This is a genomic window from Leptospira soteropolitanensis, from assembly GCF_026151655.1.
In the GTDB taxonomy this organism is placed as follows: Bacteria; Spirochaetota; Leptospiria; order Leptospirales; family Leptospiraceae; genus Leptospira_A; species Leptospira_A soteropolitanensis.
In genome coordinates this window covers 445,495-469,037 of the sequence record NZ_JAMQPN010000001.1, presented here as the reverse complement: position 1 = coordinate 469,037, position 23,543 = coordinate 445,495, and the positions used below count along the sequence as shown (strand labels likewise).

Annotated in this window: 23 protein-coding genes and 4 tRNA genes; 18 read left to right on the top strand and 9 right to left on the bottom strand. The window is 38.4% G+C overall.

The window, feature by feature from the left end; translation table 11 throughout:
* Positions 1-104: 104 nt before the first annotated feature.
* On the bottom strand, positions 105-2,252 hold the full coding sequence (locus ND811_RS02280; RefSeq protein WP_265350563.1) for a sodium-translocating pyrophosphatase: 2,148 nt from the start codon (positions 2,250-2,252) through the stop codon (positions 105-107).
* Positions 2,253-2,322: 70 nt separating this feature from the next.
* Between ND811_RS02280 and ND811_RS02275 the strand changes: the two genes are divergently transcribed.
* On the top strand, positions 2,323-3,492 hold the full coding sequence (locus ND811_RS02275) for a tetratricopeptide repeat protein (protein ID WP_322113428.1): 1,170 nt from the start codon (positions 2,323-2,325) through the stop codon (positions 3,490-3,492).
* 5 nt (positions 3,493-3,497) lie between these two features.
* Here ND811_RS02275 and acs read toward each other — a convergent pair whose 3' ends face one another.
* Together acs and folE are read right to left on the bottom strand one after the other, a co-directional pair.
* Complete coding sequence (gene acs / locus ND811_RS02270; RefSeq protein ID WP_265350565.1) at positions 3,498-5,462, bottom strand: acetate--CoA ligase; 1,965 nt, start codon at positions 5,460-5,462, stop codon at positions 3,498-3,500.
* Between the two features lie 83 nt (positions 5,463-5,545).
* Positions 5,546-6,097 (bottom strand): GTP cyclohydrolase I FolE, encoded by a 552-nt coding sequence (gene folE / locus ND811_RS02265; RefSeq protein ID WP_004787276.1) that lies wholly within the window; start codon positions 6,095-6,097, stop codon positions 5,546-5,548.
* 151 nt (positions 6,098-6,248) lie between these two features.
* Between folE and ND811_RS02260 the strand changes: the two genes are divergently transcribed.
* The 6 genes from ND811_RS02260 to ND811_RS02235 all read left to right on the top strand — a co-directional run bounded on the left by ND811_RS02260 (position 6,249) and on the right by ND811_RS02235 (position 10,223).
* The gene (locus tag ND811_RS02260) at positions 6,249-7,358 is read left to right on the top strand and encodes a glycosyltransferase family 4 protein (RefSeq protein WP_265350566.1); all 1,110 of its coding nucleotides are present in this window, start codon (positions 6,249-6,251) and stop codon (positions 7,356-7,358) included.
* A gap of 102 nt (positions 7,359-7,460) precedes the next feature.
* Positions 7,461-7,652: a (2Fe-2S)-binding protein gene (locus ND811_RS02255; RefSeq protein ID WP_004786795.1), complete on the top strand. Its 192-nt coding sequence runs from the start codon at positions 7,461-7,463 to the stop codon at positions 7,650-7,652.
* Complete coding sequence (locus tag ND811_RS02250) at positions 7,630-8,103, top strand: WbuC family cupin fold metalloprotein (RefSeq protein WP_265350567.1); 474 nt, start codon at positions 7,630-7,632, stop codon at positions 8,101-8,103. The genes ND811_RS02255 and ND811_RS02250 overlap by 23 nt, the downstream gene beginning before the upstream one ends.
* On the top strand, positions 8,100-9,116 hold the full coding sequence (locus ND811_RS02245; RefSeq protein WP_265350568.1) for a CE1 family esterase: 1,017 nt from the start codon (positions 8,100-8,102) through the stop codon (positions 9,114-9,116). The genes ND811_RS02250 and ND811_RS02245 overlap by 4 nt, the downstream gene beginning before the upstream one ends.
* Positions 9,097-9,975 (top strand): alpha/beta fold hydrolase, encoded by an 879-nt coding sequence (locus tag ND811_RS02240; protein ID WP_265350569.1) that lies wholly within the window; start codon positions 9,097-9,099, stop codon positions 9,973-9,975. Before ND811_RS02245 ends, ND811_RS02240 begins: the two co-directional genes overlap by 20 nt.
* Before the next feature lie 47 nt (positions 9,976-10,022).
* Complete coding sequence (locus tag ND811_RS02235) at positions 10,023-10,223, top strand: YgaP family membrane protein (RefSeq protein WP_265350570.1); 201 nt, start codon at positions 10,023-10,025, stop codon at positions 10,221-10,223.
* Between the two features lie 57 nt (positions 10,224-10,280).
* Here the strand turns inward: ND811_RS02235 and ND811_RS02230 are convergent, their stop codons facing one another.
* A complete protein-coding gene (locus ND811_RS02230; RefSeq protein ID WP_265350571.1) occupies positions 10,281-11,396 on the bottom strand; it encodes a class I SAM-dependent RNA methyltransferase in 1,116 nt (371 codons plus the stop codon).
* 70 nt (positions 11,397-11,466) lie between these two features.
* Here ND811_RS02230 and ND811_RS02225 point away from each other — a divergent pair.
* The 8 genes from ND811_RS02225 (at position 11,467) to recR (ending at position 15,393) form a co-directional block, all read left to right on the top strand.
* Positions 11,467-11,550 (top strand) — tRNA-Ser (locus ND811_RS02225).
* A 7-nt stretch (positions 11,551-11,557) separates the two neighbouring features.
* Positions 11,558-11,644: transfer RNA gene (locus ND811_RS02220), tRNA-Ser, on the top strand.
* 392 nt (positions 11,645-12,036) lie between these two features.
* Positions 12,037-12,110, top strand: a tRNA-Arg gene (locus ND811_RS02215).
* A 1-nt stretch (position 12,111) separates the two neighbouring features.
* Complete coding sequence (locus tag ND811_RS02210) at positions 12,112-12,552, top strand: nucleoside deaminase (protein ID WP_265350572.1); 441 nt, start codon at positions 12,112-12,114, stop codon at positions 12,550-12,552.
* Positions 12,553-12,597: 45 nt separating this feature from the next.
* Positions 12,598-12,684: transfer RNA gene (locus ND811_RS02205), tRNA-Ser, on the top strand.
* Between the two features lie 228 nt (positions 12,685-12,912).
* A complete protein-coding gene (gene dnaX, locus ND811_RS02200; RefSeq protein ID WP_265350573.1) occupies positions 12,913-14,421 on the top strand; it encodes a DNA polymerase III subunit gamma/tau in 1,509 nt (502 codons plus the stop codon).
* Between the two features lie 20 nt (positions 14,422-14,441).
* On the top strand, positions 14,442-14,807 hold the full coding sequence (locus tag ND811_RS02195; protein ID WP_265350974.1) for a YbaB/EbfC family nucleoid-associated protein: 366 nt from the start codon (positions 14,442-14,444) through the stop codon (positions 14,805-14,807).
* Positions 14,728-15,393, top strand: a complete 666-nt coding sequence (gene recR / locus ND811_RS02190; protein ID WP_265350574.1) for a recombination mediator RecR — start codon at positions 14,728-14,730, stop codon at positions 15,391-15,393. The genes ND811_RS02195 and recR overlap by 80 nt, the downstream gene beginning before the upstream one ends.
* A 95-nt stretch (positions 15,394-15,488) precedes the next feature.
* On the opposite strand, the gene ND811_RS02185 is transcribed toward recR, so the two are convergent.
* Genes ND811_RS02185 through ND811_RS02165 form a run of 5 tightly spaced genes read right to left on the bottom strand, consistent with a single transcriptional unit; the run spans position 15,489 to position 21,613 of the window.
* Positions 15,489-17,039, bottom strand: a complete 1,551-nt coding sequence (locus ND811_RS02185; protein WP_265350575.1) for an alginate export family protein — start codon at positions 17,037-17,039, stop codon at positions 15,489-15,491.
* A gap of 5 nt (positions 17,040-17,044) precedes the next feature.
* Positions 17,045-17,902: a substrate-binding periplasmic protein gene (locus tag ND811_RS02180; protein ID WP_265350576.1), complete on the bottom strand. Its 858-nt coding sequence runs from the start codon at positions 17,900-17,902 to the stop codon at positions 17,045-17,047.
* Between the two features lie 42 nt (positions 17,903-17,944).
* Complete coding sequence (locus ND811_RS02175) at positions 17,945-19,525, bottom strand: OmpA family protein (RefSeq protein ID WP_265350577.1); 1,581 nt, start codon at positions 19,523-19,525, stop codon at positions 17,945-17,947.
* A 29-nt stretch (positions 19,526-19,554) separates the two neighbouring features.
* On the bottom strand, positions 19,555-20,811 hold the full coding sequence (gene serS, locus ND811_RS02170; RefSeq protein WP_265350578.1) for a serine--tRNA ligase: 1,257 nt from the start codon (positions 20,809-20,811) through the stop codon (positions 19,555-19,557).
* A complete protein-coding gene (locus ND811_RS02165; RefSeq protein ID WP_265350579.1) occupies positions 20,804-21,613 on the bottom strand; it encodes a TatD family hydrolase in 810 nt (269 codons plus the stop codon). Before ND811_RS02165 ends, serS begins: the two co-directional genes overlap by 8 nt.
* 106 nt (positions 21,614-21,719) lie before the next feature.
* On the opposite strand from ND811_RS02165, the gene ND811_RS02160 reads away from it, so the two are divergent.
* Genes ND811_RS02160 through ND811_RS02150 form a run of 3 tightly spaced genes read left to right on the top strand, consistent with a single transcriptional unit; the run spans position 21,720 to position 23,541 of the window.
* Positions 21,720-22,709, top strand: a complete 990-nt coding sequence (locus ND811_RS02160; protein ID WP_265350580.1) for a M23 family metallopeptidase — start codon at positions 21,720-21,722, stop codon at positions 22,707-22,709.
* Positions 22,709-23,062, top strand: coding sequence for a bactofilin family protein (locus ND811_RS02155; protein ID WP_002972551.1), 354 nt, complete (start codon positions 22,709-22,711; stop codon positions 23,060-23,062). Before ND811_RS02160 ends, ND811_RS02155 begins: the two co-directional genes overlap by 1 nt.
* Positions 23,063-23,070: 8 nt before the next feature.
* Positions 23,071-23,541 carry a YaaR family protein gene (locus tag ND811_RS02150; RefSeq protein WP_265350581.1) on the top strand — a complete coding sequence of 157 codons (471 nt, stop codon included), beginning with the start codon at positions 23,071-23,073 and terminating at the stop codon, positions 23,539-23,541.
* The last annotated feature ends 2 nt before the right edge of the window (positions 23,542-23,543 follow it).

The following is a 23,543-nucleotide window of genomic DNA, read 5'->3' as shown; positions in this document are numbered from 1 at the left end:
TATTTTGGTTGAGACTTCTTTTCAGAAATCAAAATAAAATATTTCAAAAGGAAACTTCCCAAAAGAAGTCTCCTCTATCTGAAACTGAATTTATCTTAAATTTCTTATCTAAAGAAATTTAAAATGATTCCGCCTTTTGTCACAAAAAACTCAGCAAACACAAGTGATGTGATCGCCATTAGTTTGATGAGAATGTTGATGGCAGGACCAGAAGTATCCTTGAACGGATCACCGACAGTATCACCCACAACAGCAGCTTTGTGTTTTTCGGAACCTTTTCCACCTGCTGTTTTTTCGATGTATTTTTTAGCGTTGTCCCATGCTCCACCAGAGTTAGCGGACGAGATCGCAAGAACGACACCAGAAACAAGAGCACCAGCAAGAAGACCTGCAAGAGACTTCACACCAAACAAGTATCCGACAACGATTGGGCTAAGAAGAACGAGGAGGCCGGGAGGAATCATTTCACGAAGAGCAGCAGAAGTAGAAATATCTACACATTTTGCATACTCAGGTTTCGCTTTTCCTTCCATAAGACCAGGGATCTCTTTGAATTGGCGACGAACTTCTTTTACCATATCAAGAGCAGCCTTTCCTACAGATTTCATTGTCATTGCAGAAAATATAAATGGAAGCATGGCTCCAAATAGAAGACCACCAAAAACTAGTGGATCCAAAAGTTCGATAGAAGTTAGGTCAATTGCACCTTCTCCCAATTCCTTAGAAGCATTTTGTGTTCTGGTGATGAATGCTGCAAATAAGGCAAGGGAAGTAAGAGCAGCAGAACCGATCGCAAAACCTTTTCCTACAGCCGCAGTTGTATTTCCCGCTGCATCTAAGTTGTCAGTTCTGTCACGAACTTCTTTTCCAAGTTCCGCCATCTCAGCAATTCCTCCAGCGTTATCAGATACTGGACCGTAAGCATCGATCGTAAGACCAATGGCAATAGTGGAAATCATTCCAATCGCAGCGATTGCAATTCCATACATACCTGCAAGGATATTGGAAACAACAATCACAATCACAAGTAGAATCACAGGAACCACAGTTGATTTGTAACCAAGAGCAAGTCCGTAGATGATGTTCGTTGCAGCACCGGTATCACAAGCATCAGCCACTTCGCGCACAGGTTTGTAAGAATGAGAAGTATAAATCTCAGTGATCCATCCAATGAACATACCAGCAAACAAACCTAATGCGACAGATGTATATACATTCCACTTAGTGATGGTTTTGTCTCCGATTTGAAAACTATCGATCATAAAGATGTCAGTTGCAAAATATAGAGCACCGGCTACAATGAATGTAGAAATCCAAAGTTGGAGTTTTAGAGCTTTTTCTACGTTTCCACCTTCTTTCACACGGGCAAAGAAGGTAGTAATGAGGGAAGCCGGAATTCCAATGGCAGAAATTAATAGTGGATAGAGTAGGGCAGAGTTATTGTCAGCAAGAGCAGATGCTGTTGCACCAATCACAAGAGCCGCACAAGTTGCTTCCGCCGCAGAACCAAAAAGGTCAGCACCCATACCAGCAATATCACCAACGTTGTCTCCCACGTTATCAGCAATGGTTGCTGGGTTCCTTGGATCATCTTCCGGAATTCCTTTTTCTACCTTACCTACAAGGTCAGCACCAACGTCGGCAGCTTTGGTATAAATACCACCACCCACACGACCAAAAAGGGCTACGGAAGATCCACCAAGACCAAAACCAGCAAGTGATTCCATTAAGATATGTTTGGCAACACCTACGTTTGCTCCAGTGAATAAAAGAAAAAGTCCAATCATACCAAGAACAGCGAGACCAATCAGACCAAAACCCATTACGGCTCCAGAGTCATAAGCCACTCGGAAAGCTTTGGAAAGAGAAGTTTTTGCTGCCTCTGCAGTGCGAACGTTACCAGCAGTCGCAATTTTCATTCCAATAAAACCAGAAAGGCAAGAAATGAGGGCACCCGATACAAAAGCAACGGCAGTATAAATTCCTTCGTTGAATTCAGTTTTTGGGTTATCCAAAAGTAAATAGATGAGAACTGTCATGAAACTGATAAATAGCAAAATGACTCGGTATTCTCTGAGAAGGAAGGCCATAGCCCCTTCTGCGATCGCTGCGGAGATTTCTTTCAATTTAGCGGTTTCTTTTTCGCTACCGCCGCCTGCGCCCACTTGGATGCGAACCACCCGAGCCGCGTAGAAGATCGCCGTGACAATGGAAACTAGTGCCATGACGATGATGATTAACTCTACATTCATGAGATCCTCTTTGAGATTGTTTATTTGAATTTCTAAGATTATTTAGAAGATGACCGATGAGAATCCATAGATGATACTTCGGTCTAGGAGAATATGGCAATTTGGTGTTCTGGTAACAAGTCTATTTCTGGTTTCCAGTCCAAATTTAGCACAAACAGAGGTTCTGAACCCCGTTAAGGTTTTTTATGGATACGAAGATCTTTTGCGAATGGCCGAAGACAAAATTGTCCAAGAAACTCCCGCCAAAGCCTTCGATTTTCTCATCAAAGCCAAAGAATTAAATCCAGATCCGGACTTTCGGTACTATAATTTAGCAGCACGTGCCCATATGAAGCTTGGACAAATCTTCGATGGAATTCATGCCTATGAAGAATCGATCAAAAAGAAAAAAGACCAACTCGATTTGGTTCTTTACGTTGCTGATTTTTACGAAAAGGAAAGAAAACAAAAAGAAGCTTTGTTCTATACGAAATTGTATTTAGAACAAAAACCAAATGCAAAGTACAGGCTGTATACGGCCGCCATTTTATCCAGACAACTTGGATTGGAATCCGATTACGAATCCTATATCCAAATTTTAGAATCGGACAAAACTTTCGTTTCGGAAAAAGAGTCCTTACAAACAAGCCTTTTGAAAAATATCAAAAACAAAAAATGGAAAGAAGCAGATGATTTAAGTTTGCGATACTTAGTGTATTTTCCACGTGAAGAAACTATGTATGAAACCCTTATCTTGGCACGTAGAGGAAGAGATTCCGAACTTTTAGAACAAGCCTACCAATGGACAAGTACTGTTTTTTTAAATGAAACCAGATACTTCACGCGTTACGGAGTTTACCTCCAAGAAAAACAAAGATACCTCGAATCTTTATCCTTATTTCGAAGAGGATTTTACAATTTACTAAAATTTTATCCTGATTCGGATGCAGGAGAAATTTTATTTCTCATTCGTCAAAGTTATGCGAATCTTGGAAAAGATAGAGACACCCTAGCCATCGATTCCTTGGTAAAAGATTTTAAAAATCAAAACAAACTCACTGCCACCGATCTCGAAAACCACCAATACACTTACCGCAAAAATAGGGAATATTTACTATTTTGTATCTATTGGTTTTCCAAACGAGATGTGACAAAAGCAAACGATTACAGGAAAAAATTAAAAGATCGGGATATGGAATTTGAAGAGCAAGAATTCCTGCGGGTGATGGGAGTGTTTTCTGCCCTCCCGCAGGATCTTTAGAAATTTTAGCTGTGGAACTTTTTCTTATCGTCAATTAACGACTGTACGACGGATGGATCGGCAAGTGTGCTGATGTCTCCTAAAGTATCAAATTCGTTATTGGCAATCTTTCTTAAAATTCGGCGCATAATTTTCCCTGACCTTGTTTTAGGAAGTCCTGGGGCCCAGTGGATGACTTCTGGTCTTGCAATTTTACCGATCACTTTTTCTACCATAGCAATGAGTTCTTTTTTCAAAGCATCATTGGTAGTGACACCATGTTTTACTGTCACATAGGCATAAATCCCTTGGCCTTTGATATCGTGTGGAAATCCCACAACCGCAGCTTCGGCTACGGATTTATGTTCTACGAGTGCACTTTCCACTTCCGCAGAACCAATTCGGTGACCCGAAACATTTAAGACATCATCGACTCGTCCCGTGATGCGAAAGTATCCGTCCTTGTCTCTATTGGCACCATCACCTGTGAAGTAATACCCTTTGAATTGAGAAAAGTATGTATCAAAGAACCGTTTTGGATCCCCGTACACTCCTCGCATCATGGAAGGCCAAGGTTTAGCGATGCATAGGTTTCCCGAAATTTCCCCTTTTCCTTTGATCTCCACACCTTCATTGTCCACAAGAACTGGTAGGATTCCATAAAATGGCCAACTTGCCGATCCTGGTTTTTGAGGGATGGCTCCCGGAACTCCAGAGATCATAATGGAACCAGTTTCTGTTTGCCACCAAGTATCTACAATCGGGCATTTTGATTTACCAATATGGGTATGATACCACTCCCAAGCTTCTGGGTTAATGGGTTCACCCACGGAGCCAAGCAGTCGTAAAGAAGCTAAAGACCTTTTTTTGATGGGTTCGATTCCCTCTCGCATAAGAGCCCGGATGGCCGTTGGGGCTGTGTAAAATACTGTGACTTTGTATTTATCAATCACATCCCAAAACCTTCCTGCATCGGGGTAACTTGGCACTCCCTCAAACATCAGAGACGTGGCTCCATTCGACAATGGCCCATAGAGAATGTAACTGTGTCCCGTAATCCAACCAATATCTGCTGTACACCAATAAGTATCCGTGTCTTTATAATCGAAGATCGTCGCAAAAGTAAGATTGGCACCGAGTAGATACCCAGCCGTAGTATGAAGAACTCCTTTTGGTTTTCCCGTCGAACCAGAAGTATAAAGAAGGAAAAGTGGATCTTCCGAATCCATCACGACAGGAGGGCATTCTTTTTTGATGTCTGAATCTTTCATCAGGTAGTGGTACCAGTGGTCTCTACCTTCTTTCCAATTTAAATTTCCTTCATCGCCTGTTCGCTTAACAACAATTACATCTTTAACTTTGTATTTACTTTCATCTAGGGCGATATCTACATTTTTTTTGAGTTCCACTGGTTTACCACCGCGATACCCACCATCAGCAGTGATCACAATTGTGGGTTTACAATCTTCAATACGACCAAGGAGTGCTTCTGGTGAAAAACCACCAAACACCACTGAATGGACAGCACCTATGCGCGTACAAGCAAGCGTTGCAATGGCAAGTTCCGGAATCATGGGAAGATAAATGAGAACTCTATCTCCTTTTTTCACATGGAACTTTTTTAGAACGTTTGCAAAATGATTCACCTCGCGGTGGAGGTCATGATAAGTAAGAACTTTGGATTCGTCAGGGTTGTCCCCTTCCCAAATGAGAGCAGCTTTGTTTTTTAAAGGAGAATCTAAATGTCTGTCTAAACAATTATAAGAAACATTGAGTTTTCCACCGACAAACCATTCAGCTTTTGCCTTAGCAAAATCGTGTTTTAAAACTTTTGTCCATTTTTTAAACCATGTTAGGCGTTTTGCTTGTTCGGCCCAAAATTTTTCCGGTTTTTCTATGGACTCTTTGTATTTGGTTTTGTATTCTTTTAAGCTAACGTTCGCTAACTTTGCGAAGTCTTTGGACGGTGCCACGATTCTTTCTTTCGGCATAGATTCCCTCTAGAGAAAGAATGCTGAACTTTTTTTGAAAAAAGTCCAGCATGAATCTGAAAATTTGAATTTAAAAAATGAACTTAGTGGGAACCGGTTCGGATCAAATCCAAAAACTCACTCCGAGTAGTGGGATCTGTTTTGAATAGACCAAGTAGACTAGAGGTAAATAGTTCTGAATTTTGTTTTTCCACACCGCGCATCATCATACATAAATGTTTGGCCTTAATGACTACACCCACACCTAAAGGATCTAAGGTTTCTTGGATGGCTTGGGCGATTTGGTCAGTGAGACGTTCTTGGACCTGCAGACGACGTGCAAACACATCGACAATCCTTGGAATTTTACTAATTCCTATAATCTTTTTATTGGGAATATAAGCAACATGGGCTCTTCCATAAAAAGGAAGTAAATGATGTTCGCACAAGGAATACATCTCGATATCTCTTACCAAAACCATGCCGGTTGTGCTTTCTTCAAAGATCGCTCCATTCACAATTTGATTCAAATCAGCCTTATACCCACTGGTCAAAAAGTCATAAGCCTTTTTCACACGGTTGGGCGTTTTCACAAGACCCTCTCTTGAAGGATCTTCACCAATTTGTTTTAGGATTTCTTCGATTAAGTTTTCCATCCGATTCCTTTTTGAATGATAAGTTCCACCTATTCAACATCCCAAATTATGAATGCAGAATAATTACTACTAATTTGACTAGACTTGACTTTAAAGGAAAAGATACATTTCCTTTTTTTAAATTAATTCTAAAGGACATAATCAATTACGAATGCGGCTAAAAATTGGATACGATGCACGGATGATCGAAAATTCTGGGATTGGGATTCGGATCCAACATATTTTGAAATTTTGGCCCATTTCGAGGGAGAGTGCAGATTTGTTTATCTTTGGTGATCCCAAAGTTTTAAAAAAATACAATCTTCCCAATCACGCAGAAATCATTGAATACAAATCCAGTATTTATTCCCCAAAAGAATTTTTAGGTCATCGCCGGATGGGTGAAATGGATCTTTTGGACATCCCTCATTTTAATATTCCCTTTCCTTACATTTGTAAGTGTATCGTTACCATTCACGATCTCATTCCATATCATTTTAAGGCTGCTCATAGTTCTCTCATCAAACGAGTGTATTTGCAAGTTGTCTTTCGATGGATCAAATGGTTTGCTCGTAAAATCATTACGGTTTCGGAATACACCAAACAGGATTTGGTAAGAAGTTTTGGATATCGTAATGAGAATATTTCCGTTGTCTACAATGGCATCGACTTACAAAACTTTTCCAAACAGCCGTTAGCAAAAGTAACTCAATTTCTCAAAAAACATAAACTTCCAAAGTCCTATTTGTTTACGGTCGGAATAGGAAAATCACATAAGAATTTTCCGTTTCTATTAACCAATTTAGAAACACTTTGGGAAAAAAAGAAACTTTCCTTACCTTTGGTGGTGGGTGGTCTCAAAGGAGAAATCCCAGAAGAATTTTTGGAAATCCAAAAGAGATATCCTGATCGAATTTATTTTTTATCTCATCTACCTTATGCAGAACTTCCACTGGCTTACCAAGGTGCCAAAGTTTTTCTTTATCCTTCGTTAATGGAAGGATTTGGATTTCCCGTTTTGGAAGCACAAAGTGTAGGCACACCGGTTTTTTCCTCTAACGCCAGCGTTTTACCGGAAATTTTAGGAAATGCTTATGAATCCTTCGATCCGAAAGATTCCGATTCCTTCCAAACCAAACTACTCTCGCTACTAAAAGATTCCAAACGATTGAACACTCTCAAAAGTTTTGGGGAAAAGAATGCGGCCAAGTTCCAATGGAAAGCGGCCATCCAAACCCTCAAACACGTCTACGAACCTCTCCTCAAACCAAAAATTGAATGAAAATCTGAGATGGTTTTCTGGATTTCTTAGAAATTTGCGAAAATCCGTTAAAAAAAATTCTTGTCGTACCATTTACTAGGTTAGAGACTGATTCTCAGAACCATGATCAAGTGTCACTGTGCAGAAGTTTTCTTTGAATCTATCTTAAATGTTGTCAAAGAATCCAATCGCCCTATACTAGAAGTCGCCCGCGAGATGGGAGCGGCTGATACTTGTACGGCTTGTGTTCCGGATATGTTAGCCTTCATCGAGCAGGAATTGGAAGGTCAACTTGCAGGAAATACAAGTCATTGATTCCGACTTAATCGGAACTCTCATTACAAAAGCCCAAAACGCAGAAAGAAAACGTACCAATTTTAACTTCCACGAACAAAAGGAAGTGTACCAAAGGTTTCTAAACGTTCTCTCTAAAGATACATACATTCCACCTCACAGACATTTGTCGGATCCAAAACCGGAAACCTTCATCATTCTCGAAGGAGAAATTGGTTTTTTGATTTTTGATGAAAACGGTGATGTAAAGGAATCTCATAAACTTTCAGCCAATGGGCCAAAACGTGGGATAGATTTACAGCCGGGTGTTTGGCATAGTTTGGTTTGTTTGTCAGAAACAGCAGTCTGTTTCGAAGGAAAGTCCGGCCCTTACGACCCAACAGTAGATAAAGAATTTCATCCGAAGTATCCGCTGGAAGGTGACCCAAAGTGTATTGAAACCATCAGATCCTTTGAATCTTTATTTCTATGAAGCGGATTTTAAATCAGATTCAGTTATATCTACTTTTGATTATGGTTTCTTTTTCTTTTTTTTGTAAATCTTTACCTACCATTGTTCCGGTTAAAGAACACAAACTACAATCAATCTCTTCTGATGGATTATTACGTTCCTTTCGATATTACATCCCTAAACAAATGAAAGAAGATAAATTGCCGGTGGTGTTTTTATTACACGGAGGTGGTGGGAGTGGGGAGGGTATGATTTACCTCACTCGGATGTCAGAAAAAGCAGAAGAATATGGATTCATTGCAGTTTATCCAGATGGTTATGCAAACCGATGGAATGATGGAAGAAAAATTCCTCATTCTATCACAGACAAAAGGAACACAAAAGACGTAGATTTTTTCCGCGATATTGTTCGCTACTTGAATTCTGAGTATTCTATTGATTATAATCGTATTCATGCAGTGGGAATTTCCAATGGTGGATTTATGACTCAACGTTTGTTATGCGAAGCACCTGATCTATTTAGTTCAGGATATTCTGTGGCAGCAGTAACATCACGAGGTTTGAAAGAGATATGTTATCCTCCTCCGCAAAAATCGATGGGTTTCATTATGGGAATGTCAGATGATGTCGTTCCTTACCAAGGGGGAACTGTTTCAATCCCAGCAGATCCTAATAACCAATCGCAGAGAATTGCAGCAGGAGATGTTCTTTCCTATTTAGAATCATTGGAGTATTGGACGTCTAGTTTCTCCTGCAAAGAAGAAACAAAATCCACTAAAAGACATTTGAACAAATTCTGGAAGAGGGACATCCAATACACTAAATTCACAGATTGTTCATCTGACCAAATTGTAGAGGGTTATTTGATTCCTGGTGGCGGTCATATTTGGCCAAATGGTTTCTATTACCAAAATGAAAAACAATACGGATACTTAAGTAAGGACTTGGATACTAGAGAGATTGTGTTACAATTCTTTCGAACAACGTATAAAAAAGAAAAGTTGGTAAATAACAATGCACCATTCGGAAATTAGAAATTCATCCACTGTATTTACCACCTTAGAGACAGGAAAAGGAGAACCTGTTCTTTTCCTTCACGGATTTCCCGATAACCATAAAACCTTTGCTCCCATTATGGAATCCATTGGAAAAAAAGGATTTCAATGTATTGCGCCGGTTATGCGAGGATACGAACCATCCACTATTTCACATTCTCACAAATTACATGTCGTTGATTTGGTGCAAGACATCTTAGCTTGGATGGATGATCGTCGCTGGGAACAAGTGCATCTAGTTGGTCACAACTGGGGTGCAGTCATTGCCTATGCCGCCGGAATGTATTACCCGAATCGTATCAAATCCATCACAAGTCTCGGTGTACCCTTGCTTCGCACCTACCAAGATTCCTTTTTTTGGGCTCCCCAACAAACAATTCATTCATGGTATGTTTTATTATTCCAAATTCCCTTTTTAGCAGAACTTACAATCCGATCCAATGATTTTGCCCTAGTGGATTTTTTATGGAAGGATTGGTCACCTGGATATACCCCAAACCAAGATCACTTAGCAGAGATTAAATCTAATTTTCAAAATCCGGGAATTTTATCCTCTGCACTTGCCTATTACCGTAATTTAAACGATCTATTTACAGAATCGGGTAGAGAAAGCATATTAGGAATCTTAGATTCACAGATTAACGTTCCGACACAAATTCTCTATGGACTGAACGACGGTTGTTTTCATAAGAATCTATTCGAACACTTATTGGATGAAACAGACTTTCCTTGTGGGTTCCGCAAAATTGGTTTCGACCATGCAGGACATTTTGTACATTGGGAAAAGAGAGAAGAAGTGACTAAATTAATTTTAGAATGGTTACAAAAAAATAAATAAGTATCCATTCAATTTCCTTCGTCATACCTTCTCTAAGGAGATTGAATATGTTTCAAAATATGGGTCTTTATGACAGAATCATTCGAGTGGTCGTGGGTTTGGTATTAGGTGGTCTCTATTTGAGCGGAGTTGTAGAAGGAACAACAGCTTTGGTACTTCTCATTATCGGACTTGTGATGATTGCCACTTCCGCGATCGGATTTTGTCCCGCTTACCTTCCTTTTAAAATCACAACAAAAGAGAAATAACAACGCATTAAGTGTGCATATACAACTCACAAATTCAGATTTGTGAGTTGCTTGTTTTTATTTTTTTAAACTCACGAGTACTTCGTAATGTTGAGTTCTCGGAAAAAAATCAAATAAACCTACATATTCTAATCGATAGCCTATTTTTTCCAATCTCGTAATATCCCTCCTTAAAGTACTTGGATTACAGCTAGAGTAAACAATTTGTTTCGGAGAAAACAGAGAAGCTGATTCAATAATCCCTTCAGATAATCCAGCTCTCGGAGGATTCACAACCCAAATCGGATACTTTGCAGTATGTTTTGGTAGATGTTTTTGATACAAATCACTGACTTCATATTCAAACGGAAAGGCATGATTTGTTTTTGCATTTTCTTTTGCATAACGAATACTTTTTTCGTGAGATTCCATTCCATATAGCGACGCGATTTTTTCTCGAATGGTGATACCGATGGTTCCGCAACCGCAGAATAGTTCTAAAATTTGAGCAGAATCTGGTAAAAGTGATTTGATTTTATCCAGCCAAGGTTCTAACAAAAATCTGTTAATTTGAAAAAATCCTCGTTCGGGAACTATTAGTTTGGTATTAAAAATACTAATTTCGGTCTGGTCTCGTTCATAATTGACAACGGATTTGGAAGAAATTCTAAGTTGGATCAATTTTTGTTTAGCTACCGATTTTTTGATACCTTGCGGAACTGAATCCCATAACAGACGTTTATCGATAGTTTTGCAAACAAATTGAGATTCATTGACAACGCGGTGGCTATTTTTTGCAAAATAACCAATTTCTTTTCCATTAGATTGCCACTGCACATTGTTTCGGTACTCGTTTTCTGGCCCGGTCACAACCTCTAGATTCCCTTTCCATTCAGGAAACATGGCTTCTAAGAGTGATTTTTTGATTTGGATCTCATCTTTGTAGGAGATATGGCGGTAACTGCAACCGCCACATTCCATAAAAACGGAACAATCCGAAGGGATTCTCGATTTGGCTGGCTCGATCACCTCTGAAACGGTTCCAAACCATTCTTTTTTTCCGGTTTTATAAAGACTTATGTCTACTGTTTCACCGGGAATTCCACCCTCAACGAAGACAGCATGACCCTCATGGTGCGCCAAACTGAAACCACCATTCACCCACTTTTCTAGTTTTATTCGCAACTTTTCCATTCTCTAGAACCATTCATTGAATATTCATTTGACACTGCACTCGCATTTAACATAACGGATAGGTACTCTTGGAGAAGTGGCTGAGTGGTCTAAAGCAGCGGTCTTGAAAACCGTCGTGGTAATCCCACCGTGGGTTCGAATCCTACCTTCTCCGAGTCGCTGGAGACGTGCCTGAGTGGCCGAAAGGAGCGGTTTGCTAAACCGTCGTACGAGCAATCGTACCCAGGGTTCGAATCCCTGCGTCTCCGTTGTTACCGCCATGAATACCGCTCAATTCAAAGAAAAAATCCAAACCATCAGGACTTACTTACTTACTGATGAAGCTGCAAAGATTTTTGCAGCATTGCCTTTGTATTTTTCTTGGGTTCCTGTTTTTACTTGGAAAAAAAACATTCCTGATGCAGTAATCGTCTGTTTGTATTCTGCAGTTAATACTTGTTTGTTCTTACTAATCCTTTTGTTCGCACAAGTAATCTCCGTTTTACCCTTTGTTGGTCTTTATTTGGCCGCAACTATCCACTTAGTTTCCGTACTACTTTATCTGGGAATTTCTGGATTTTTGATTTACTCCTTCCGCTTGAAAAAAACCATAGAGATACCCGTTCTTTCGGACTGGGTAAAAATGCTTCAAGCATTCATTGCGCCCATAGCTCAACTGGATAGAGTATCTGACTACGGATCAGAAGGTTAGAGGTTCAAATCCTCTTGGGCGCGCGTGGAAGCTTTCGAATCATTTCTAGAGCGCTACCAAAAAGCCATTTCTAGCCATCCAGAAGAAATTCCCTCTTATTCAGAAATCATCACACGAGATGGAAATCTAGTTTCTGCTGCGTTTAATTCCGTCGAACAAACATTAAATCCTACAAAGCACAGCGAAATTTTGGCAATGGAAGAGGCTCTTTCGAAAACGGAAGGTCGATATCTTTCTAATCATATATTGATTACAGCTCTCGAACCATGTTTGCTTTGTGCTGGCGCCATTTTGCGGGTAAAAATTCCAGAAGTAGTTTATTTTGTTCCGGCAAAACCTGGTGAAGGAATTTCTTCTTATACTACCGAATCTATTTATCTATTAAATCATTTTCCCAAGTGCACCCTCATTCCAAAATCCCACATAAAATTTGAATTTCTTAGTTTTTTCAAAGAGAAAAGGTAGAATTCTTTTGAGCCTTTCTTTTTATGGAAGCCAGTAGAAGCCATTGGAGAGATGTCAGAGTGGTCTATTGTGCATGCTTGGAAAGCATGTGTGCCAAAAGCACCCCGGGTTCGAATCCCGGTCTCTCCGCCAGGTTCTACACCTATTTCCTTTCCAATCCTTAGTTCAATCTCCACTCTGAATTGAACTCATTGGAAATCTCTTCAAATCCTAACACTAGGTATCGTTAGCCTGGCTTCCCAGATTCAGAAAAAAATATCCATAAACCTTATAAATATTTCATTGCCTCCAACATACTAACTTCTAAGATCAAAGTGATTCACAAATTTTTATCTTCTATCTTTTGAAACACGGACTTACATGAGCGAAAACCACCAAGTACTCTTTCGAAAATACAGACCTCAATTCTTTCGCGATGTAATTTACCAAGACCTTGCTGTAGGTTCCTTACAAAACGCATTTAAATCAAAAAAAATAGGTCACGCTTATATTTTCATTGGCCCTCGTGGTGTTGGTAAAACGACCATTGCAAGAATTTTGGCCAAACGTTTAAATTGTGAACGCCCAGATGGAGTGGAGCCTTGTAACGAATGTACCTCTTGTTTAGAAATTACAAAAGGAAATTCAAATGATGTATTTGAAATAGATGCCGCTTCCAATAGCGGGGTGGATAATATCCGTGAGTTACGTGAAAATGTAAAATTTAATGCAATGGGTGGGAAGTACCGCGTTTATATTTTGGACGAGGTACATATGCTCAGTGGAGCTGCTTTTAATGCTCTCCTCAAAACTTTAGAAGAACCACCGGCTCATGTTGTATTTATTTTAGCAACGACAGAGTATCATAAAATTCCAGAAACAATCCTTTCACGCTGTCAAGACTTTCATTTTAGAAAAGTTCCCGTTACTGTTTTGCAAAACTATATAGAAACTCTTTGTGAAAAGGAAAGTTTAAAATACGATTCTGAAGGATTGTTCTGGATTGCAAAGAAGGGCGATGGTTCCGTTCGCGACACACTCTCTTTTATGGAACAAGCCGTTATTTTCACTGATGGCAATCTAACAGGCGCCAAACTTAGAAAAATGATTGGCTATCATGGAATTGATACCTTTACCGATTTTTTAAATCAAATATTAGATTCATCACAAAGTGCACAAATTTTCGAAACACTAGAGAATCTTTTCCAAGCAGGAATAGATCTCAGTAAGTTCGTTTGGGATTTTATCGAATTTTTAAATTCTCTTCTTCTCATCAAAGACAATTTAGCAGATAGAGAATCAATTAACATCCCACAAGAGGACTTACAAAAATTAAAACAAAACTATCGGGAACTGGATCGCGAAGTTTTGGTATTACTCGCTGAGCGGATTTTTTCCATACATGAAAAATTGAATTTAATGAAGCTACGAAGCTCCTACGAGATGAAAGTCTATTTAGAAATTCAATTTCGGAAATTGATTTTAGACAGAGAAAAACCAAGTGTTTCTGGACTTTTAGCAAAAATATCGGAACTCACCAAACTAGTACAAGGTGATATCTCTCATATCCCTGACAATTTAGAGACTCCCAAAAAAACAGTTACCTCTGCTGCTTCAGTTACACAAAAACAAGATATTGTAACAAACACGCAACCAGGATTAGCAAAAACCAGTTCGGAAAGACCTGTAGAGAATCGAGAACCGGAGACAAAACAGTCTTCACAGACAAAACCGAATTTGGATGTAGAGATAAAACAAATTTCAGAACCAAAACCAAATCCTCCGAAACCAACAACCACGAGTCCCTCTAGTCCGGAAGATATGGAAAAACTTTTGAAAGAAAAGTTTTCAGGGATGGAAGTTGATCCCAACCAATTCAAGAATTTATAAGTCCAAAGGTACGTATGGGAATTTTTGACCAAATGAAACAAATGCGAGAAGCGTTCTCGCAACTCGGCAACATCAAAGAAAAACAAGAAGAACTTTCAAAACGTCTCGCTCAGATTCGAGTCACTGCCTCTGCGGGTGCAGGTATGGTAGAAGTGACAGCATCGGCGGATGGAACACTCACTAATCTTATTATCAATCCTATTATGTTTAATGCAGATGATAAAAAGATGTTAGAAGATTTAATCCTCTCTGCCACCAATGAAGTGCAAAGAAAGGCGAAAGAAGCTATGGCACATGAAATGAAAAATGTTCTCGGATTTAATCCTAGCGACTTCGAAGGTGTATTTAACCAAATCCAAAAGGACGGAGGATTTCCTCCTGTCTGATCCGCAATTCCAAAAATTAATCCAATCCTTTTCTAGCCTTCCTGGAATTGGAAAAAAAAGTGCGACAAGAATCGGATTTCATATTTTACGAATGGATCCGTCCACCTTTCAAACTTGGTTGTCCAACATCGAAGAAGCAAAAGCCAAACTACGATTTTGCGATGAATGCGGAGGACTTACAGAAGATCCTATATGTTCCATTTGTTTGTCTGACAGAAGAGACAACGGAATTCTCTGTGTAGTAGAGCAACCAGAAGATATTTTCTTTATTGAAAATACCAAAGAGTATATTGGTAAGTACCATGTACTCAATGGAGCCATCTCTCCCTTAGATGGAATTGGTCCCGATCAACTACGAATTCGTCAGCTAATACAAAGATTAGAGGATGGGGGAATCAAGGAAGTTCTGATAGCTACTAATCCGACACTCGAAGGAGATGCAACAGCTTCTTATCTCTCAACTGTAATCAAACCAATGGAAATTAAAATCACAAGGATTGCTCATGGGATTACCATTGGTGGAACGCTAGAATATTCTGATCAATACACTTTGGGAAAAGCAATTAAATCAAGACTAACCCTTTAGGATTCGATTTATCGAAAAGATAGTTTCAGAGATTATCGATTAAAAATATTTAAAAAGATTATGACTTTAAATAACGAAACAGATTCGAAAAAAAACTAAAATCGATGTTCAAATACAATAAATCCTTCTCTAAGAACTCTTCCATATTTCGAATCAAGTAAAACAAATAAGGCATCACCAGCCACAAAATATCCAGATCGAAATATGATCTGAAAGTCCGCTGTTACGTTATAACGAATATTAAAATTATATTCCATTCCCATATAAGTGGATGTTCTATAACCGTTCCGTTCACTAAACTCTCGGTTAATTCGAATTTCAGGTGACTTAGTTGCCCATAATTGATAATAACCTAAAGTAAATTGATAAGGTCCAAAAGCGATAATGTTGGAATAAAACCCATATTCGTTTAATCCTGAAAAACTAGAACCATTGAATAATGCATAACCACCAGTAAAGTCAGTTGCGATGTTTGAAATAGAAAACCCCGGCGCTAAAGTTCTATATCCATTTCCTTTCAAATTTGCTTCATTTCCTTTTTCATCATAGCCTGGTCTTCCCGTTGTACCCAGAGCTATTAAATTGAAATTTAGTGATTCACTCCAACGGTAGGTAAATTGAAAATCATACATACCTCCTTTGATAAAATATCTTTGGGTGTTATTATAAATTGTAATATCATTGGTATCAGTAACTGCTCGTAATTTTTTTACAGTACCAGTATTAAAAATTCCATGCACAATAAATGAAAATTTTTGAAAATTAAACTCATTGTGCAATCCATACCATGCGAGCCTTGCTGTTTCATTATCCGATTTATCATTATCATCCAAAAAATACGCATAAACTTCATTCCGAATATTTCTAAAATACTCAAATTTCAGACGATTGTAATATATATTTGATGTTTGATAATTTTTATCGGCAAAACCGTTTTTATCAACATCCATAAAACTTTGATCACGAGCCCGTAAAACTCCACCTTCTAATGATAATCTTAAGAATTGGAAATTTTTTAAAATACTAACGCCTGTTCCAGTAGAAAACAAAACGCGGCCTTGTGCGGAACTAAAAAGTTGCTGTCCAACTTTTATAAATAATCCCGATTCTGGAATTCGAAAATTTAAATATAAAAAGTTTGTTTGGACGTTTACCGCGGCTGTTCTTCCTCTTTCGCCACCAGATCCAGGTCCAACTAAACCAGGATCAAAACCATCAGGTCCTGTTGCACGAAGGCCTTTTCCACCAAAGGGAATATCACCTACTTGCATACCCCAAATTCCTTCCACATATTTGTTTGCGGAAAAACTCATATTATATAAAAACCGAGAATCATAATAACTCACATCTTCTTTTCTACGAGAAATCTGACTTGGTAGTCCTTGTTGTCTTCTTTGCAAATCAGAGTGTATTGTTTCTTGTTCCTTTTCTTGGCGCTCCGCAGTTTCTTTTTCTAAATTAGTAATTGGAGTTACTGGAGTTTTCCTTTCTAATAGAACATCTCGCCCAACATTCGTAGCACGAACACGAAAAGAACCGTTAAAATTCATAGAAGATCTTTGTGATTCCTCTTCTTGTGCAATCAAAACACCGAAAGGAATTAATAGAAAAACTACAAAATAAAAAAACAAATTACGTAACGACATTGAATTTATTCTTTTTTGACCCACTGATTTGATTTAAAATATTTATTGATCAAACCTTGAATTTTTCCCGTACGTTTTAATTCTTTAATAAAGAAATTTAAGTTATAAAGAAATTCAATATCTCTTTTTGCTGTTGCCATACTAATATGGTCCTCTTGTACAACTCCCAAAATTGGTAGATAGTTTGCTCTCAATGAAGAATCTTTTTGCAATAGAGCTTGAATATAAAACGAGTCGGCTACAAAAGCATTTACATTGTTTTTCTTTAATTCATTAAGGGCTGCTTCGTTTGTAAAATACGAGAAGATCTGTGCTTTTGGGAATGCATCTCGTAAAAACAAATGGTTCGAACTGTTAGCTAGGACGGAATAAGAAATTCCTGTAATATTCGTTAGGTCATTTAAATTACGAAACAATTGGACAGTAACAATTTGGCCTTCAGGTTCTGGTGGAAGTGCTGTACGATTTACCAAAGCTGCCGGCGTAGAGATTAAATATGGATCAGTGAAATATACATCCTTAAATCGATTGATGGAAGATGATATCCCTGCCATAGCAATTTGTGTATCACCTTTCTCTAACATTCTTGCGTGTTGATCAAAAGTTCTGAGGGGAATGATTTTTAAATCTACATCTAAAAATTTTGCATATTCTTGCGCAAGTTCCACATCCAAGCCAGGAAAATTTGGATTTGGATTTTCGATATAAAAAGGATCGTAAAATTCATTTACGGAAACAGTCAAAGTTTTCGTCTTTTTAATTCTTTCCAAAACTTGACTAGATTCTCCAAAAATTGAAGTGGAGAGAAAAAATGCCCAAAGGGAAACAAACCCAATGTATTGGATTCTTAAAAGAGGTGACATCCCCATTACCTTTTCTTCGGAAATGGAAACGGCAAGGAAAAATTAAGGATCAACTAAGACAAATTCAGTACGCCTATTTTTTTTTGAGGAAATCTCATCCGTTCCTTGGACCATAGGTTGGGTAGGCCCTTTTCCTTCTGTTAAAAGTCGTTTTGGATCTATTCCTTTAGAGACTAAATATTGTTTAACGGAGTCTGCTCGTTCCTTCGAAAGAACCATGTTGTCTTCATATACTCCAGTTAAATCTGTATGCCCTATGATTTTCATTTTTTTGTCAGAATTTTCATGAAGATAATCAACTATGGCGTCCAAAGACAAAGATGATTCAGGTTTCAACACGGAAGAAGCTCTTTCGAAATATACAGAATCCAAAGAGATTTTTTTTAATTCTTCTAGTTTCTTTTGTACAATGTTTTCTTGTTTTGGGACAGATGCCGTGAAGAGATCAAACGACCTTCCTTCCACTCTTCTACAAAACAAAAATGTCTTTTTCACCTGCTGAAAAACTATATAAGCTTCGTCTTCACTCGAGTTAATGGAGGAACCTAAATTTTCAATATCTTTAAAAGATTCTCCCTCCATTCGAGCCATATACAAATCAAAACCTCCATAACCTCCAGGTCGATTAGAAGAAAAGAAAAGAATGCTTCCATCATCATTAAAGGCAGCAGCTATAGTCGCATAATTATCATTAATTGGAGATGGCAAAGGTTTAGGAGGAGACCATTTTCCTTCTTTGTATTGGCTAAAATATACCTTTGCAAGATTTGGTTTACCAAAGGGATATCTGGTAAAAAGTAAAGTATCTCCTAACAAATGAGGATTTTCTTCTATTTCCTCTGTATTGATAGGACTTGGTAATGCTACTGGGTTACTCCAATCTTTTCCATTCCAATTGGAAACATATAGGTCTCTTGAAATTCCGACTTTTCCATCAGGTAACATTACTTCAATGGATCCATCGCGATTAGATGATAAAAGAAGTGTTTTTCCATCGCGAGAAATAAAAGGACTTTGGTCATCAAAAGGTGAATTCAAAACATCAACCTCTTCTGGAAAATCCCAAGTCCCGTCCTTTTTTCGTTCTGATTTAAAAATTTCCGTATAACCTTTACTGGAACGTTTGGAATAAAAATATAACGATTTGGCATCGGGGGTCATTGTAGGACCAAATTCTTGGAATTCTGAATTGATGGGACCTTGGATGGGAGCCACAACCAAAATTGGTTCGTTACCTTGTGTTTGGCTATAAGCGGGATGGGAAAATATAACAAAAAAGGAAAGGAATAGAATTAGAGAACCTTGGGAAAATTTCAAATTCACAATATATTGAATGATCTTTTTTTTCCACTGAATGATACTTTCAGAAATATCGGCACTACGTATATTTCGCCAAATTAGATCATTAATATCAAACATACGGTAATGAGAATATCTGCAATTCGCATAACTCCCATTTATTGTTTTTTTTCTGTTGAACGTATAAACACCCGAACATGTTGGATATCTGTATCGCGTATAAATCCCCCCAACAGCGATAGGTGCCCTAAAATTAAGTCTATTAGTAGACAGAAGGTTTGGTTTAGGATTTGAAATATATTTTGGAAAAAAAGAATAGGGCATTTGACACCTCGGTCATCTGCCCTAAATTACTAACGAATGTAAGGTTTTAGTACATCCGGAATTTGGAAAGTTCCATCGGCTGATTGGTAATTTTCAATCACTGCTGCCAGTGTTCGACCGATCGCAAGACCGGAACCATTCAGAGTATGGACGAGCAGGTTTTTTCCTTCCTTTGACTTGTATCGAATTTTTCCTCGTCTTGCTTGATAGTCTTTGAAGTTAGAAACAGAGGAAATTTCCATAAAACGACCTAGTCCCGGCATCCAAACTTCAATATCGTAAGTTTTGGAGGAAGCACTCGACATATCCTTACTACAAAGTAACATCACGCGGTAGGGAAGTTTTAATTTTTGCAAAATGGATTCAGCATCTAGGAGCATCTTTTCATGTTCGGTTTGCGAAGTTTCTGGTTCGACAAACTTTACAAGTTCCACTTTTTGAAATTGGTGTACTCGCACAAGACCACGAGTATCACGACCGTAAGATCCAGCTTCTCTACGAAAACAAGATGTATGCGCACAAACCGAAATAGGTAATTCTTTTTCAGAAATGATTTCATCACGGTAATAATTAGTAAGAGGAACTTCAGCCGTTGGAATCAAGTTAAGTCCGTCTTTTTCCAATCGGTAAAAATCTTCTGCAAATTTGGGGAGTTGTCCCGTGGCCGTCATGGATTCATCATTCACAAGAACGGGAACCCACATCTCTTCATATCCATTCTCAGAAGTATGGGTATCGAGCATTAGATTCATTAGTGCTCTTTCCAGTTTGGCCCCAAGACCGCGGTAAGTATAAAATCTAGCACCAGAAAGTTTCACTCCTCGTTCAAAGTCGAAAATTCCCAGTTTTTCACCGATATCAAAATGCGTTTTAGGTTCAAAGGAAAGTTTCGGAACCTCACCCCACTGGCGAATCAAAACATTATCTTCTTCCGATTTACCCTCAGGAACACTTGAATCTAATAAATTCGGTAAACTTAAATTTAATTCGTGTAAAGATTCTTCTTCCTTTGTTAGTTCTTCTTCAATTGCTTTGATTCGATCACCAACCCCTTTCATCGAAGCAGAAATTTCAGTGATGTCTTTGCCTTGTGATTTCTGAATTCCAATTTCTTTAGAAACTCGATTCCTTTCTGCTCGAAGGTCTTCCACTTCCAATTTTAACTTTCTTTGTTTTTCAGAGACAGATTTAATTTTAGCTTCAATGTCTGTGGAGACAACGCCGCGTTTTTGTAAAGTGGAAAGTAACTCTTCAGGGTTTTGAACTATACGATTGATATCAAGCATGGTGATAAGCCTTTCTTTGTGTGAATTTTAATGAGTTTTGATAAATGCGATCTGCAACTTCTGCATTGCTTTCCGTTCGTAACGAAAACATTTTTTCAAGCACAAATGGCAAATGCGAGGAATCATTACGCTTTCCTCGATGAGGCATCGGTGATAAAAAGGGAGCATCTGTTTCAATTAGAATCGTTTCCAGTGGAATCTTACGAGCTGCATCTTGGATTTCAGTTGCAGATTTGAAAGTCACAATCCCAGAAAAGGAAACGTAATATCCTAAATCGACAAACTTTTTGGCAGCTTCATAATCATAAGTAAAACAATGAATCACACCAAAGGATTTTGATTTATATTCTTTCAACGCTTCATATGTATCTTCGAATGCGTCACGAGAATGAATCACAACAGGTAATTTATATTCTGAAGAAAATTCTAGAAACTTTCGCAACACTTCATTTTGCGCAAGTCGTGTACTAGCATCATGATAGAGATCGACACCAATCTCCCCGATCGCTGAAAATTTTGGATCGTTCATTCGAGATTTTGCTAGATCTAAAATTTGATCTGCATTCGGAAATTCATGTGTTTCTGTAGGATGACAACCGATGGAATAAAAAATCTCTAAATCATCTTTTGAATGAGTCTCTGAAAGACGAACTGCTTCGATAGAACTGGGTAAATCAATCCCAATTTGAACCAACCGGTCTACACCAGCCTTTCGGGATTTCGCCAGTGTCTCTTCAATCTCTTGGCCTTGTTCCCGAATTATGTCTAAGTGGCAATGAGTGTCAATGGTTGAATATCCCATAAATAGCAAGATTTGTAATTTCCACTGGATGAAAATGAAAATTCAATCGAAAGATATAGTGGGTACGATAAGTTTTGTTTAAATAGTCGAAGGCTTAAAAAAGAACGTGGAAGCAAAACAAAGACTACATCTAATTTTTTACCGGTTAAGGTATAAAGTCCAGGAATGGAAGCTTAAGTTATCCCAACGTTATGAGGATCTTGATAAAAAAGGTCGTGAACGTCTGACGATTATGGTCATTCCTCACACCGATCGCAAAACAATTAACTTCGTCATCTCCTATAAAGCTATTTCCATATTCATTGGAATTATGGTGATCCTCCTTGTCATCAGTGCTGTGAACGTTCTTTCACATAGTGGATCCATCCACCAACTCACGGAACTTAATTTAACAAACAAAGACTTTATCAGACAATCTTCCAAGATGAAAGAAGAGGTTAATTCTCTTCATGAAACCATCCAATACTATTACGAAAGGATTTCTAACCTTTATATCAAATTAGGTGGAGATCCTTCGCGCGTTTCCAAAGGAATGGGTGGACAAGCAGGACAGTTCCTGGCATTACAAGGAACTCCACAGTCCGACATCACAGATGAATCCTTTCGCATCAAAGAAGACATTCACAATTTAAAATTATCCTCGGAACTTTCTGAAGAGATTATCAAGCTCATCAAAAAAAGAAAGAGCATCATTCGTAACACTCCTTCCATTTGGCCAACGAAAGGATATGTATTGTTTCCATTTGGAAATTACATTTCTCCCGTCACTGGTAAAGAAGAAGTGAATCGAGGGTTGGACATTGGATCCTTCCCCGGTGCGGAAGTCATAGCCACTGCTCCCGGAATCGTATTCGATACAGGATACTCTCCAGCTACAGGTTATTACGTAAAATTATCTCACAAGTTTGGATGGAAAACAATCTATTCCAACCTGGATAGAATTCGAGTTAAGAAAAATGAAAAACTCTCCAAGGGTGACATCTTAGGCTATGTTGGAAAATCGCCAGAAAATCCGATTTACCATCTTCATTATGAAGTACATGTTGGTACCCAAGCGTTGAATCCGTTTTCGTTTCTCAACCAAATTCAAGAATAATGTCCAATCCATCTACAGAAGAAGAATTTTTAGTTAATAGCATCATTGGGGAAGGAGCCGAGTTCGTAGGCGAATTCAAATTCCCTGGACTCATTCGTATCGATGGAAAATTTCGAGGAGTCCTTGAAACTACCGGAAAGGTACTAATAGGAAAATCAGGTATCGTCGATACAGATATCAAAGCACGAGTGGTTGTTGCTGGTGGAGAAATTCGCGGTAATATTTATGCAACTGAACGAGTGACACTACTTTCTAGCTGTCGATTGGAAGGAGATATTGTCACTCCTCGCCTAATCGTAGAAGAAGGTGTAGTGTTTCACGGAAAATGCACAATTAATCCCACTCGTCACTAGGCGGGTTCATGATCATCCAAAACAACAACCCTAAGTCGGTATCCACTCAGGCGAAAAAGGGGTCAAAAGACAAACTAAGTAGCTCTCTTGGACCAGTTGATGAATCCAAACAAAGTTTTTTAGAAATCTTAGAATCCATTGTCCCCTCAGGAAAAGAAGAAACTAGAGAATTAAATGAACTTTGGAAAGATTTACCCGATTTGGAAAAGGAACTCATCAAAGATCCCAACCATAAAAATCTCGAATCCTATAAAAAACACATCAAACAAATCGCAGAACTGATACTTAAGAAAAACTACAAAGTCATGCAAGCCCCACAACGCGGACGAAATGACCAAAAAGACGTACGATATGTAAAGGTTGTGGATGAAAAATTGGATCTGCTTGCAAAAACCATGTTTTCACCCAACAACAGTGCATTCGTGATTTTGAAACAATTAGATGAAATTAGAGGTCTACTGATTGATCTAAAAGGATAATT